We start from the raw sequence: 14,609 nt of genomic DNA on the forward strand, positions 1-14,609 counted from the left end.
GCTGTCTCGCCCACGGAGTCGCCCGGCGAAAGGCGGGCAACCCTCATCGCCCCAAGAGCCCTCAGCCCTGACAGCGGATCACAGGGGAAGACCGCCGGTGGCCGCACTGGTCGAGCCGGTGTCGCGGTAGGCGGCGATGGTCCGTTCGGCGATGCGCATCTGGTGGATCTCGTCGGCCCCGTCGGCGAACCTGGCCCAGCGGGCGTGCTGGAACATGTTCGCCAGCGGGGTGTCGGTCGAGTACCCCAGCGCGCCGTGCACCTGGATCGCCCGGTCGATGATGCGGTTGAGGCTGTTGGCCACGAAGTGCTTGGCCATCGACACCTCCGTACGGAAGTCTTCGCCCTTGTCGATCTTGTATGCGGCGTGCAGCACCATCAGCTTGCACTGGTAGAGCTCCATGGCCGAGTCGGCGATCAGCCACTGCACCCCCTGCTTGTCGGCGAGCAGGGAGCCGTGGCTGTATCTGTTGAGCGCGCGGTCGACCATCATGTCGAGCGCCGTCTCCGCCTGCGAGATCCAGCGCATGCAGTGCGCCAGCCGGGCCGGGCCCAGGCGGTATTGGCCGAGCCGATGACCGTTGCCGCGCCCGCCGAGCACCTGGCTGTCGGGCACCCGCAGGTCGGTGATGACGATCTCGCTGTGGCCCGTCGAGCCGTGCATGGTCTCGACCTCGCGGATGTCGTTCCAGCCCGGCGAGGGCAGGTCGACGAGGAAGGCCGTGTTGGCGCCCCGCGCCCCTTCGGGCAGGTCGAGCTCCGTCTTGGCGATGAGGATGGCGAAGCCGGCCCGGCGGGCGTTGGAGATGAACCACTTGTGGCCGTTGATCACCCACTCGTCGCCGTCCTTGACCGCTCGCGTGCGGATGAGCGTGGGGTCGGACCCGGCGACCTCCGGCTCGGTCATCGCGAAGCACGACATCTTGCTCCCCTCAAGCAGGGGACGCAGGTATTTCTCCTTCTGCTCGTCGCTCGCCCAGTGCAGCAGCGTGTGCATGTTGCCCTCGTCGGGCGCCATGCAGTTGAGCACCCACGGTCCGAGCCGGGTCTTGGCCGCCTCCGACTGCACCATGGCCAGCTCGACGTGGCCGAGGCCCATGCCGCCCCACTCCTTGGGCATGTGCGGCAGCCACAGCCCTTCGGCCTTGGCCTTCTCGCGCAGCCGGAAGATGGTCCGCAGGTAGGCCTCGCGGTCGCTCTCCGGCACCTCCTCGACGGCCGGGATGACCGTGCCCTGGATGAAGGCCCGGACCCGGTCGCGGATCTCCTCGTGCTCGGGGGCGAGGGTGAAGTCGATGGCCATGGTGCTCCTTCGGGGGGATGTCAGGCCCGCAGATGAGCCGGACGCCGGGTGATGTCAGGCTCGCAGATGGGCCGGACGCCGGGGTGGTGTCAGGCCAGCAGGTGGGCCAGACGCCGGGTGAGGCCGGTGTTGCGGCGGTCGCCGAGCCGGGCGACCGCCAGCTCCAGGGCCTTGCGCTCGCCGACCAGCACCACCCACGACCGGGCCCGCGTGACCAGGGTGTAGAGGAGCCTGCGGCGCAGCATGATGCCGCCGGACTCGGCGACGAGCGGTGCGACCACGAACGGATATTCGCTGCCCTGCGAGCGGTGCACGCTGATCGCGTAGGCGTGGGTCAGGTCGTCGAGCTCGTCGAAGCCGTAGGTCACCGTGTCGCCGTCGTCGATGACGATCTCCACGAGCCGCTGCTCCTGGACGATGTCGGTGATCGTGCCCGTCTCGCCGTTGAAGACGCCCTTGTCGTAGTTGTTGCGGATCGGCATGACCCGGTCGCCGACCCGGAAGGCCGAGGCGCCCGACCAGTGCTCGGCCCGGTCGTCGCGCGCGGGGTTGAGCCGCTCCTGGAGCCGGCGGCCGAGCTCGGCGGTGCCCGCCACGCCCTTGCGCATCGGGCACAGCACCTGCACCTGGCCCGGCTCGACGCCCTGCTTGCGGGGGATCGCCACCGTCGCCAGGTGGACGACCCGCTCGGCCACGGCCTCGGGGTCGTCGAGTTCCTCGAACCAGAAGCCGCCGCCGCCCGGGATCGCGGGCAGCCGCCCGGCCTTGATGCGGTGGGCGTTCTGGATGATGCCGCTGCCGTCGGCCTGGCGGAAGACGTGGGTGAGCCGTACGCGCGGGATCTCCTCGACCCGCAGCAGGTCGGCCAGCACGCTGCCGGGGCCGATGCTCGGCAACTGGTCGCTGTCGCCGACGAGCAGCAGGTGGCTGCCCGACGGGATGGCCGAGGTGAGCCGGGTGGCCAGGTGCAGGTCCAGCATGGACGCCTCGTCGACCACGATCAGGTCGGCCTGCGCGGGCGTCTGGTCGAACAGCTTGTCGGGGTCGGGCTGCTGGGCCAGCATCCGGTGGATGGTCATGGCGGGCAGGCCGGTGAGCTCCGACAGGCGCTTGGCCGCCTTCCCGGTGGGCGCGGCGAGCGTCACCCGGCCGCCCATCGCCCGCGCGGTGGCCGCGATCACCCGCACCGTGTGGCTCTTGCCGCAGCCCGGACCGCCGGTGAGGACCGAGACGGTGCTGGTCAGCGCCATGGTCACGGCCGCCTTCTGGTCGTCGTGCAGCGTGGGGTCCTCCTGGAAGGGCCGCATGGGCAGCGTCGAGCGGGCGCGCCACAACCGGTCCACGTGCTCGGCCAGCTTGAGCTCGCGGCTGTGCAGTTCCTTGCCGTAGACCACGATCTGGTCGGGGGCCGCCTCGACGACCACCCGCCGCTCGGCCGTGAGGGCGTCGATCATCGGCCGCACCACGTCCTGATCCTGCTCGACGAGCTCGGCGGTCTGGGTGAGCAGCGCGGTCATCGACAGGTAGCAGTGGCCGCCCTTGGCGGCGGCGCTCTCCAGCCGGTCGAGCAGCGCCGCCTTGATCCGCTGCGGGCTGTGCTCCGGCACCCCCGACTGGAGGGCGATCTTGTCGGCCGTGCCGAACGCGACGCCCCGCACCCGGCCGATGAGCTGGTAGGGGTCGGAGGCGACGATGGCCGCCGAGTCGCGGCCGAAGACCTGGAAGATCTTGGCGGCGAGCAGCGGGCTGACCCCGAAGCCCTGGAGGACCACCATCAGCGCGGCGATCTCCTTCTGCTCCCGCCACGCCTCCAGGATCTGGCCCTGCCGTGCCGGGCCGATGTTGACGACCTCCGTGAGCCGCTGGGGCTCGGTGTCGATGATGGTCAGCGTCGCCTCGCCGAAGTGGCCGACGATGGCCTGGGCGAGCCGCGGGCCGATGCCGCGGATCAGGCCGGAGCCCAGGTAGAGCTGGATGGCCCGGGTGGTGGACGGCACGACCCGCTCGCACGCCGTCACCGTGAAGCGCCGGCCGTGGCGGGGGTGCTCGCCCCACTCGCCGGTGAGCTCGAGCGTCTCTCCCGGCCGAATGCCGGCCAGCGCGCGGCCGGCGGCGACGAAGGAAGGGGTGGCTTCGGCGCTCATCCGGGCAACCGTGTATTCGTCCTCACGGACGTACACGAGCTGCTCGACAGAGGCCTCCACGGCACTGATCCAATCATTCGCGCTTACTGGCCGCCTAGGCACACTAAGTGAGGGGACCGACAGATTACCCGCCGGTCCCGTCGCGACTGATCAGCCTCCGGTCTTCCACGTGGCGATGAGCTTGTCGTAGTCCAGCGTCGCCGGCTTGCCGCGCTCGTCGGCCAGCTTCGGCACCGGGGCGCCGGGCTGGTCCAGCCAGTACTGGGCGGGCTGCTCCGGGTTCAGCTTGGGCGCGCAGTTGCCGCCGCGGCGCTCCAGCCGGGACAGGATGTCGTCCTGCTGCTTGGCCAGGTTGTCCATCGACTGCTGGGCGGTGGTCTCACCGGTGACGGCGGTGGCGACGTTCTGCCACCAGAGCTGGGCCAGCTTCGGGTAGTCGGGCACGTTGGTGCCGGTCGGCGTCCACTGCTTGCGGGCGGGTGAGTTGTAGAACTCGATCAGGCCGCCGTACTTGGCCGCGTTCTCGGCGAAGTAGTCGCTCTTGATGTCGGAGTCGCGGATGAAGGTCAGGCCGGTGATCGACTTCTTCAGCGAGACCGTCTTGGACGTGACGAACTGGGCGTACAGCCAGGCCGCCGCCCGGCGCTCCTTGGGGGTGTTCTTCAGCAGGGTCCAGGAGCCGGCGTCCTGGTAGCCCAGCTTGTTGCCGTCCTTCCAGTAGATGCCGTGCGGGCTGGGCGCGATGCGCCACTTCGGCGTCCCGTCGGCGTTGACCACCGGGAGACCCGGCTTGGTCATGTCGGCGGTGAACGTGGTGTACCAGAAGACCTGCTGGGCGATGTTGCCCTGGGCCGGCACCGGTCCCGCCTCGCTGAAGTTCATGCCGGCCGCTTCCTTCGGCGCGTACTTCTTCAGCCAGTCGACGTACTTGGTCAGCGCGTACACCGAGGCGGGCCCGTTGGTGTCGCCGCCGCGGGTCATCGAGGAGCCGACCGGGCGGCAGTTCTCCACCCTGATGCCCCACTCGTCCACCGGCAGGCCGTTGGGGATGCCCGGGTCGCCGTTGCCGGCCATGGACAGCCACGCGTCGGTGAAGCGCCAGCCGAGCGAGGGGTCCTTGCGGCCGTAGTCCATGTGGCCGTAGACCTTCTTGCCGTCGACGGTCCCGTTGCCGTTCACCTTGTTGGTGAAGAAGTCGGCGATGTCCTCATAGGCCGCCCAGTTGACGGGCACGCCCAGGTCGTAGCCGTAGGCGTCCTTGAACTGCTTCTTGATCGCCGGGTTGGTGAACCAGTCGTAGCGGAACCAGTAGAGGTTGGCGAACTGCTGGTCGGGGAGCTGGTACAGCTTCTTGTCCGGCCCGGTGGTGAAGCTGGTGCCGATGAAGTCGTTCAGGTCGAGCGTGGGCGAGGTGATCGCCTTGCCCTCGCCCGCCATGTAGTCGGACAGCGGGAAGACGTAGTCGCCGCGGGAGTGGGTGCCGATGAGGTCGGAGTCGTTGACGTAGGCGTCGTAGATGTTCTGGTTGCCCTGGATCTGCGTCTGCAGCTTCTCGATCACGTCACCTTCCTGGATCAGGTCGTGCTTGACCTTGATCCCGGTGATGTCGGTGAACGCCTTGGCGAGTTTCTGCGACTCGTACTCGTGCGTGGTGATCGTCTCGGAGACGACGTTGATCTCCATGCCGCGGTACGGCGCGGCGGCCTTGGTGAACCAGTCCATCTCCGCGAGCTGCTGGTCCTTGGACAGGGTGCTCGGCGTGAACTCGCCGGCCACCCACTTCTGCGCCGCCGCCTTCCCCTCGGCCTCGGTGAAGTCGCTCTGGGGTTTCTGCTCGCCGCCCGAGCAGCCGTTCGCCAGCAGGACGAGCACGGCCAGACCCGCCGCCGTGGTTGCGCCCCTAAGACGTCTCATCGCCTGAATGCCTCCTTCGGTCAGCCCCAAATCCCGATCACGATCGTCACCAGGAGCGCGCACGCCAGAGCCAGCCACATGGACAGGTCGGTGACGGCGATCCAACCGGCGAGTACGACGGCCGCGCTGATCAGGCCGATGTACAAGCGGTCACCACGGTCGGTCTCGATGCGCAGGAAGCCGCGCCGGGCGACCGGTGGCGAGAAGTGGCCCCAGATCGCCATGCCGCACAGCAGCAGCGCCAGGCCGATGAAGACCAGGGCCGTGGGGAGGGTCCACACCATCCACTGCATCGTCAGACCCTCCCTAGCGCGAAGCCCTTAGCCACGTAGTTGCGGACGAACCAGATGACGATGGCGCCGGGAATGATGGTCAGCACGCCCGCCGTGGCCAGGAGGCCCCAGTCCACTCCCGCCGCGCTCACCGTCCGGGTCATCGTGGCGGCGATGGGCTTGGCGTTGACCGAGGTGATGGTCCTGGCGATGAGCAGCTCGACCCAGCTGAACATGAAGCAGAAGAAGAGCGTCACGCCCAGGGCGGAGCGGATCATCGGCAGGAAGATGCGCAGGAAGAATCGCGGCAGGGAATAGCCGTCGATCGCCGCCGTCTCGTCTATCTCGCGCGGTATTCCGGACATGAACCCTTCGAGGATCCAGACGGCGAGCGGGACGTTGAACAGCATGTGCGCGATGGCCACGCCGAGATGGGTGTCGAACAACCCCACGCTCTGATAAATCTGGAAAAAGGGCAGCAGGAACACGGCCGGCGGCGCCATGCGATTCGTCAGCAGCCAGAAGAACAGGTGCTTGTCCCCGGCGAACCTGAACCGGGAGAAGGCATAAGCGGCCGGCAGCGCCACGATGAGCGACATCACCGCGTTCATGGACGTGTAGATGATGGAGTTCAGGTAGCTCGAATACCAGACCGGGTCGGTGAAGAACGTCCGGTAATTGTCGAGCGTGGTCCGCTGCGGAATGAGCGAGAAACTGCCGAGGATGTCCTCGTTCGGGCGGATGGACATGCCGAACATCCACAGCAGCGGCAGCATCAGGGTGGCGGCGTACAGCCAGAACACCGCCCGCGCCCATGGCAGTTGCCGCCTGGCCCGCCGCGCCACGGCGACCTGCTCCTCGGCCATCGCGGTCACCTCCCTGCCCTGGTCAGTACGGTGAAGAAGACGTACGAGACGATCTGCACGACGAGGAAGTACAGCAGCGAGAAGGCGCCCGCCGGCCCCAGGTCGAACTGCCCGACGGCGATCTTCGACAGCAGGATGCTCAGGAACGAGGTGGCGTTGCCCGGCCCGCCCCCGGTCACCACGAACGGTTCGGTGTAGATCATGAAGCTGTCCATGAACCGGAGCAGGATCGCGATCGTCAGCACCCCGCGCAGCCGGGGCAACTGGATGTGGCGGAAGGTCGCCCAGGCGGAGGCGCCGTCGATCTGCGCGGCCTGGAAGTAGGGGTCGGGGATCGACCGCAGTCCCGCGTAGGCCAGCAGCGCCACCAGCGGCGTCCAGTGCCACACGTCCATGATCAGGACCGTGATCCAGGCGTCGGTGGAGTCCAGGGTGTAGTTGAAGTCGATGCCCAGGACGTTGTTGATCGTCCAGCCGCCCAGCCCGATGTCGGCGCGGGCGAAGATCTGCCAGATGGTGCCCACCACGTTCCACGGGATCAGTAGCGGCAGCGCGACGATGACCAGGGCCGCCGACACCCAGATCCCGCGCCGCGGCATCGCCACCGCGAGCGCCACCCCGAGCGGGATCTCCAGCAGCAGCACCTGGGCCGAGAACAGCAGGGTCCGCACGAACGCGGCGCGGATCTCGGGGTCGCGGGCGACGGATCTGAACCACTCCAGCCCCACGAAGATTCGGTCGTCGGGACTGAAGATGTCCTGGACGGAGAAGTTGACGACGGTCATCAGCGGGATGACCGCGGTGAACGCCACCGACACGACGACCGGCAGCACGAGGAACCAGGCGCGGTTGTTCTTCGGCTTGACGCTCACCCGCGTGTCGGGTGTGCCGTCCCGCGGGGCGGCGGCGGTGACGATCTCGCCGCCCACCGGGCTGCCCGCGACGGTGACGCTCTGCTCGGTCACGGTGCGCCCTTTCCGTTGAGCGGTTCCCTGGAGTCGAGCGGTTCGCCGGCGTCGAGCGGTGCGATGGACCCGCACCGGACCGCGTCCCTGAACAGGAAGGCCCGGTCCGGCGCGAAGTGCAGGAACTCCACGGTGTCCGGCGCGAACCGGGCCTCCGCCTCCGTCTTGGCGATCATCGGGTGGTCGCCGGCCTGGACGTGGACCAGGTTGTAGGCGCCCATCCGGTCGACCGCCGTCACGCGTACGGGCAGTCCGGGCGAGGTCTCCCCGGCGCCGAGCCGGGCGAACTCCGGCCGCACCCCGATGTGCACGGGCCCCGGATCCAGCTCGCCCACAGCCCGCCCGACATCCGTCTCCGCCACTATGACCACCCCGTCGGCGATCTCGGCGGGCACGACGTTCATGCCGGGCGAGCCGATGAAGTGGCCGACGAACTCGTGCGCGGGCGACAGGAACAGCTCCGCCGGCTCGCCCGCCTGCACGATCGCCCCCTCATTGAGCACCACCACCTCATCGGCGAAGGTCAGCGCCTCGGTCTGGTCGTGGGTGACGTAGATGAGCGTGTGCCCCGTGTCGCGGTGGATCTCCTTGAGCTTGCTGCGCAGCGTCCACTTCAAGGCCGGGTCCACGACGGTGAGCGGCTCGTCGAGCAGCACGGCGGCCACCTCGGAGCGGACCAGCCCGCGGCCCAGGCTGACGATCTGCTGCCGGCCCGGGTCCAGCCGCCGCGACCGGCGCTTGAGGTGGTCGTCCAGCCCGAGAAGCTGCGAGACCCGGCGCACCCGCTGGTCGATCTCCGCCTTGGGATACTTCCGGTTGCGCAGCGGGAAGGCCAGGTTGTCGTAGACCGACATCTCCTCGTACAGCACCGGGAACTGGAAGACCTGCGCGATGTTGCGGCCCGCCGTCGGCACGGCGGTCACCTCGCGGTCGTCGAACCAGATGCGCCCCACCGTCGGGGAGAGCAGCCCGGAGATGATGTTCAGCAGCGTCGTCTTGCCGCAGCCGCTCGGGCCGAGCAGCGCGTACGCCCTGGAGCTCCGCCACGTCCACGTCATCGGCTTCAGCGCCCAGGTCCGGCCGCCGTCGTAGCTGTGTCCCACGCCTTCGAGCCGGATGTCAGCCATGCAGGTCGACCTCCGCGGCCGAGGTGGCGAGCAGGCGCCCGCCGGCCTCGTCGAAGACGAAGATGTGCGCCGGGTCCACGTAGGCCACGGTCCGCTCGCCGGGGGTGAAGAGCTGGGTGCCCGCGAGCTGGGCGACGAGGTGCCGCCCGTCGGCCAGCATCAGGTGCAGGAAGGTCTCGCTGCCCGTCACCTCCGCGAGCCTGATCTCCGCCGGGAACTCCAGCACGCCGGATCCGCTCCGTTCGATCGTCACCTGGTGGGGGCGGACCGCGAGGACGACGTCGTGCCCCGAGGCGTGCGCCCCGGGGGCGGGGAACGAGCTGCCCAGGCACTCGATCCGGCCCTCGCGCACCACGCCGGGAAGCAGGTTCAGGGGCGGATCGCTGAGCGTCGCGGCGACGGCCAGCGTGGGCGGCTGGGCGTACATGTCCGCCGCGTCGCCCACGTCCAGCACCCGGCCCTCACCCAGGACCACCGTCGGCGAGGCGAAGGTCAGGGCCTCGGCCGGGTCGGCCGTCGAGTAGAGGACCACGCTCGGCGAGTCGCGGAACATGTCCTTCAGGTCGCCCCGCAACTGCTCGCGGAGCTTGAAGTCGAGGTTGGCGAGCGGCTCGTCGAGCAGCAGCACGTCGACCGGCCGGGCCAGCGCGCGGGCGATCGCGGTGCGCTGCTGCTGGCCGCCCGACAGCTCGGCGGGCCTGCGGTCGAGCAGATCGCCGATGCCCATGATGTCGGCGACCTCGCGCACCCGCCGGTCCATGTCTTTCTTGGGAAAGCGCGCCATGCGCAGCGGTGAGGCGATGTTCTCGTAGACCGAGAGCGAGGGATAATTGATGAATTGCTGATAGACGAAGGCGACCGAGCGTTTGCGCACGGAAATAGCCGTTACGTCTTTTCCGTTCACCACGACCCGTCCCGCGTCGGGTGGAAGCAGCCCCCCGACGACACGCATCAACGTCGTCTTCCCCGCCGCCATCGGGCCGACGAGAGTGGTCATTCCACTGGATAATTCGAGGTGGATGTCGTGCAGCCAGGTATCCCCGCGCTGCCGTACGCGGACGCCGTCGAGAACCAGCGCCATGTGCACGAGCCTCCTTGCCGGAGTCCGGATCGACTGCCACGCCGCCCCGATGCGTGGTCGGTCAAGACACCTCCATCTAACATGCTCCGCTTCAGCGTGCAAAGAGGGAAGTTTCCATCCGGCACCTTATTAGCGAATGCGCATATATTTATCGGCGTTTATTTGGGCGCGCTGAACAGTACGGCCCGCACGACCGGGCACGGGCCGTACCAGATCTCAGACCTTGCTGATGCGGACGGCGTCCGCGATGACGTAGCCGGTGCCGGAGGTCCACCGGCTGACTCCCACGACGTTGGCGGTGCCCGCGTTGAGGGAGAAGTCGCCCAGGCTGTGCCAACTGCCGCCGCCGGAGCGTTGGTCCACGTACACCGTCTGGTTGCCGCTGGAGGTGGCGACGATGTACGGCGCGGAGCTGTTGTAGCCGGCGTCATCCGGATACCAGACCTCCACGCGGTAGGTGCCCGCGCTGGGGATGGTCGCCTGGTACCAGGCGGGGTCGCTGGCGGCCACGGGGTCGGCGAACCGGTAGTCCGCGCCGTAGCGCTGGGTGGAGTAGGTGGAGGTGCCCCAGTTCGCGCTGGCGGTGAACTGGCCGGAGGTGGCGTTGTCGACCGTGGTGGTCCACGACGGGGTGCCGCCACCGGTCACGTAGCTCATGTACGTGGTCCAGTTCCAGTACTGCCCCGGGTCGGTGTGGTCGGCGCCGGGCACCTCGGAGTGGCCGATGATGTGGCTGCGGTCCTTCGGGATGCCGTACTTGTCGCAGATGTAGCTGGTCAGCGCGGCCGAGGAGCGGTACATCGCGTCGGTGAACCAGGAGGCCTCACTGACGTAGCCCTCGTGCTCGATGCCGATGGACCTGGTGTTGTACGACCAGTTGCCGGCGTGCCAGGCGATGTCCTTGTCGCGGACCATCTGGGTGATGGCGCCGTTCGACGACTTGACCACGTAGTGGGCCGAGACCTGGGCGGCCGAGTTCTGGAACCAGGAGATGGTCCCGGCGTAGGAGCCCTGGGTCACGTGGATGATCACGCGGTCGATGGCGTAGGCCGACGGGCGGCTGGAGGCGGTGTAGTTGCTGGAGCTGGCGGCCGTCCAGGTGGCGTCCGGGTAGTCGGGGCTGGCCGCCTCGGCGCTGAGCGAGCGCGTGCCGGCGTACTGGCCACGGTCGGCGGTCACCTCTTGCGGCGCCACGCGGACATCCTTGGTCTGGATGCCGAGACCGAGCAGTTCGTAGACCGCGTCGGCGTAGAGGCGGGCGAGCTGCGGTGAGGCGGTGTTGCCGTACTTGGCCACGGCCTCGTACCAGCGGCCCAGGTCCTTCCGGGCGGCCTGGTCGAGGCCGAGCTCGTCGGCGTCGGCGCGCAGCAGCGCGGCGCCGCCGAGGATGTTGGCCTCGGTGTCGGCGCGCAGCTTCTTGACCGTCAGCCCGGTGAGCCCGGCCGCCTTCTCCAGCGCCTTCGTGGTGGGGTTGCTGACCAGGTGCATCACGCCGTATCCGCCGCTGGCGCTGGGCTCGCCGTTGTGGCCGTCGAGGTGGGTCTCGGCGTAGGCGAGGGCGACGAGCAGGTCACGGGGAACGTCCTGGGCCGCGGCGGCGCGGGCGAACGCGTCGGAGAGCGGTGTGTCCTTGGCCGCGATGGCGGGCTGGCCGGCGAAGACCAGGAGGGCGGCGAGGACCGAGGAGACGAGAGCGGTTAATCGCTTGGGGGAGAGTGGCATGGGAGCTTCCTCGATTTCGAGTCGACGGCTGCACAGTAAGCGCGTTCTTGACAGATGTCGATAATTGACATTACTGAGGAGTTAGAAGAAACTTTCCGCCCGCGCAGGGTCGCTGGGGCGCGAAAGTTGGGCCCCCCGATCGGCTGAAGACTATTGCGCACTGATCGATAGAAGATGAAACTTCTTTTCGTGACCATGCACCCCCTGCGCACCATCCTGGCCACGATCACCCTGGTGCTCACCGCTCTCGTAGTGCCCACCGCGACGCCCGCGGTCTCGGCCGCGGCGTGCACGACGGATCCCGCGACGCCCAAGCGGCAGTTACGGGGGATGTGGGTCTCCTCGGTGGCCAACATCGACTGGCCGAGCAGCGCGGGGCTGAGCGTGGCGACCCAGCAGGCGGAGTTTCGCGCATGGCTGGACCTGGCCGTGTCGAAGCGGATGAACGCGGTGTTCGTGCAGGTCAGGCCGACGGCGGACGCGTTCTGGCCCTCGTCGTACGAGCCGTGGTCGCAGTGGCTGACCGGCACTCAGGGCAAGGATCCCGGCTATGACCCGATGGCCTTCATGGTCGCCGAGGCCCACGCCCGCAACCTGGAGTTCCACGCCTGGTTCAACCCGTACCGAATCGCCAACGACGACGACCCGAGCAAGCTGGTCGCGACCCATCCGGCCCGCCAGCATCCGAGCTGGCGGTTCGCCTACGGCGGCAAGCTCGTCTACAACCCCGGCATCCCGGAGGTCCGCGACTTCATCGAGGACGCCATCATGGACGCCGTCACCCGCTACGACCTCGACGGCGTGCACCTCGACGACTACTTCTACCCCTATCCGGTCAGCGGCCAGACCCTCCCGGACGCGGCCACGTTCGCCCAGTACGGCGGCGGGTTCGCCGGCATCGCCGACTGGCGGCGCGAGAACGTCAACCTGCTGGTGCGCGAGCTGGACCAGCGCATCCACGTCGCCAAGTCCTGGGTCGCCTTCGGCATCAGCCCGTTCGGCATCTGGCGCAACGCGAGCACCGACCCGCTCGGATCCAGCACCTCGGGCCTGCAGTCCTACGACGCGATCTACGCCGACAGCAGGCTCTGGGTCAAGCAGGGCTGGGTCGACTACGTCGCGCCGCAGATCTACTGGAACATCGGGTACAGCGCGGCGGACTACGCGGTGCTGACCGCCTGGTGGTCGGGCGTGGTGCGGGGCACCGGCGTCTCGCTGGTCGTCGGCCAGGCCGCCTACCGGGCGGGAGCCAGCGGCCAGGACGCGGCCTGGCAGGACCCCGCCGAGCTCAGCGACCACCTGTACGACAACAGGAAGCACCCCGAGGTGGCCGGGGACGTCTACTTCAGCGCCAAGGACGTCAAGGCCAACCGGATCGGCGCCATCGCCGCGCTGGTCGCCGCCCACTACACCAAGCCCGCCCTGCCGCCCGCCCGCGGCACCGCCGCCGCACCCGCGGCCCCGACGATCACGGCGGCGACCAGGGGCTCAGGCGGCGTCGCGCTCTCGTGGCCGGCGAGCGCAGCCACGGCCTACGCGATCTACCGGGTCGACGGCTCCCAGCCGGCCGCCGATCCGTGCGCGTACGCCGACGCCCGCAACCTGCTCGGCACGACCAGGCAGACCGCCTTCACCGACGCCACGGCGACGGCCGCCGGCACCTACACCTACTACGTGACCGCGCTGAACCGGACCCACCAGGAGAGCGCGCCGAGCGCGGGCTCGGTGGTGACGGGCTCGGGCGCGTTCAGCGTCGTGATCGACAACTCCGACGCCGGGTTCGCCGCGAGCTCCTCCTGGGGCACCTCGTCGTTCTCCGCGCAGCTCTACGGTGCCGACTACCGCTTCGCCGACCCCGTCGCGGCCAGCGACCCGGCCTGGTACAAGGCGGCCATCCCCAGCGCCGGGAGCTACCGGGTGGAGGTCTGGTACGCCGCCAACGCCGGCTACAACAGCGCCACGCCGTACATCGTGGCGGCCTCGGGCGGGAACCAGAGCGTGGTCGTGGACCAGCGCACGGGCGGCGGCCAGTGGCGGACCCTCGGCACGTACACCCTCGACGCGGGCACCTACAACGTGGTCGGGGTGAGCCGCTGGACCACCACGACGGGGTACGTCATCGCCGACGCCGTACGTATCACCAAGGTCACTTCTTGAGCGCCCGGCCCTCGTCGTCGAGGTAGTCGCGCCACGAGCGCTTGGGCGTCCAGCCGAGCAGACGCACCGCCTTGGCGCAGGAGATGCCGGAGGCGTCGGGGCGGGTGAGCGGCCGGAGCGGGATCGTGTCGCCGTAGTGCTCCCGCAGGAGCGCCGCGAAGTCGCGGCCGCCCACGTTGTCGGGCGAGGCGATGTAGAACACCTCGTGTCCCGGCAGGTCGGACTCGGTGGCCAGCACGATGGCGTCGGCCAGGTCGTAGGCGTCGATGTAGCTCCACAGCCCGGCTCCCGGCTGCGCGTCGCGGATCTGCGGGCCGAGATTGCGCTCGTAATTGCCCTCGTGCTGCACCCAGCTCGGCCGCAGGGAGATGCATCGGATGTCCGACCGGCGTACGGCGGCGTCCATGAGCTGCTCGCCGAAGTGCTTGGCGGTGGCGTAGGGGTCCTGCGGCCGGATCGGGTGCTCCTCGTCCACGGGCGCGTAGTCGGGCAGGAACGGGCGCTCGGGGAAGAAGAAGCCGGGCACGGTCTCGCTGGAGATGTTCACGAACCGGGTCGCGCCGAACCTGATCGCCGCCTCCAGCATGTTGAAGGTGGCCATCAGGTTGTTCTGGAAGACCACGTGAGGCGGGTTGGTGGTGGGCACGGGGATGGCGGCGGCGTGGACGATCGCGTCGGCGCCCCGGGCCACCGCGTACGCCGCCCCGGCGTCGGTCAGGTCGGCCTGCTGGTAGAGAGGGGCACCGGGCTCCGGCCGCTCCCAGATCGGGCGGGTGAGGTCGACGGCGGTCACCTCGTGACCGGCTTCGAGCAGCGCTTGGGTGGCCGCGCGTCCGACCTTTCCATGAGCACCTGTGACGACGACGTGCATGGAGGCTCCTTGGGCGCCGAGGGTCGGATGTCCAGGATAGGGGCCGGATCATCGGCACTGAAGGCTTTGAATCGTTTCGCTTCAGGTCGGTAGTTCGGGGGTCTCGAGGGGTGGACGCGCGGCGGGTCCACTCATACGTTTCCGTTTCGTTACAGCAGGAAAGGCTTGACGCCCCCGGAATGTAAAGC

General features: G+C 68.9%; 11 protein-coding genes. 1 reads left to right on the top strand and 10 read right to left on the bottom strand.

Translation table 11 applies throughout. From position 1 onward, the window contains the following. Positions 1–78 precede the first annotated feature (78 nt). From AB0F17_RS20975 to AB0F17_RS21015, 9 genes are all read right to left on the bottom strand, one after another. Complete coding sequence (locus AB0F17_RS20975; protein ID WP_358025265.1) at positions 79–1,302, bottom strand: acyl-CoA dehydrogenase family protein; 1,224 nt, start codon at positions 1,300–1,302, stop codon at positions 79–81. An 89-nt stretch (positions 1,303–1,391) separates the two neighbouring features. Further along, complete coding sequence (locus AB0F17_RS20980) at positions 1,392–3,506, bottom strand: ATP-dependent RecD-like DNA helicase (protein WP_358025267.1); 2,115 nt, start codon at positions 3,504–3,506, stop codon at positions 1,392–1,394. Positions 3,507–3,596: 90 nt separating this feature from the next. Then, positions 3,597–5,360 carry an ABC transporter substrate-binding protein gene (locus AB0F17_RS20985; RefSeq protein WP_358025269.1) on the bottom strand — a complete coding sequence of 588 codons (1,764 nt, stop codon included), beginning with the start codon at positions 5,358–5,360 and terminating at the stop codon, positions 3,597–3,599. 20 nt (positions 5,361–5,380) lie between these two features. After that, entirely contained in the window at positions 5,381–5,653 is a 273-nt protein-coding gene (locus AB0F17_RS20990) for a DUF2160 family membrane protein (protein WP_214639318.1), read from the bottom strand. Between the two features lie 2 nt (positions 5,654–5,655). Then, positions 5,656–6,408 (bottom strand): carbohydrate ABC transporter permease, encoded by a 753-nt coding sequence (locus AB0F17_RS20995; RefSeq protein WP_358025626.1) that lies wholly within the window; start codon positions 6,406–6,408, stop codon positions 5,656–5,658. Positions 6,409–6,503: 95 nt separating this feature from the next. Further along, complete coding sequence (locus tag AB0F17_RS21000; RefSeq protein ID WP_358025271.1) at positions 6,504–7,463, bottom strand: sugar ABC transporter permease; 960 nt, start codon at positions 7,461–7,463, stop codon at positions 6,504–6,506. Then, positions 7,460–8,590, bottom strand: a complete 1,131-nt coding sequence (locus tag AB0F17_RS21005) for an ABC transporter ATP-binding protein (RefSeq protein ID WP_358025273.1) — start codon at positions 8,588–8,590, stop codon at positions 7,460–7,462. Before AB0F17_RS21005 ends, AB0F17_RS21000 begins: the two co-directional genes overlap by 4 nt. Continuing rightward, positions 8,583–9,671, bottom strand: coding sequence for an ABC transporter ATP-binding protein (locus tag AB0F17_RS21010; protein WP_358025275.1), 1,089 nt, complete (start codon positions 9,669–9,671; stop codon positions 8,583–8,585). Before AB0F17_RS21010 ends, AB0F17_RS21005 begins: the two co-directional genes overlap by 8 nt. Positions 9,672–9,887: 216 nt before the next feature. Beyond that, positions 9,888–11,393 (bottom strand): N-acetylmuramoyl-L-alanine amidase, encoded by a 1,506-nt coding sequence (locus tag AB0F17_RS21015; RefSeq protein ID WP_358025277.1) that lies wholly within the window; start codon positions 11,391–11,393, stop codon positions 9,888–9,890. Between the two features lie 195 nt (positions 11,394–11,588). Here AB0F17_RS21015 and AB0F17_RS21020 point away from each other — a divergent pair, with 195 nt between their 5' ends. Then, positions 11,589–13,550: a family 10 glycosylhydrolase gene (locus AB0F17_RS21020; protein WP_358025628.1), complete on the top strand. Its 1,962-nt coding sequence runs from the start codon at positions 11,589–11,591 to the stop codon at positions 13,548–13,550. Here AB0F17_RS21020 and AB0F17_RS21025 read toward each other — a convergent pair. Beyond that, positions 13,540–14,421 carry an NAD(P)-dependent oxidoreductase gene (locus AB0F17_RS21025; RefSeq protein ID WP_358025279.1) on the bottom strand — a complete coding sequence of 294 codons (882 nt, stop codon included), beginning with the start codon at positions 14,419–14,421 and terminating at the stop codon, positions 13,540–13,542. The two genes, AB0F17_RS21020 and AB0F17_RS21025, sit on opposite strands and share 11 nt — an antisense overlap. Positions 14,422–14,609: the final 188 nt, after the last annotated feature.

Origin of the sequence: Nonomuraea sp. NPDC026600, from assembly GCF_040638335.1 — a bacterium.
In the GTDB taxonomy this organism is placed as follows: domain Bacteria; phylum Actinomycetota; class Actinomycetes; order Streptosporangiales; family Streptosporangiaceae; genus Nonomuraea.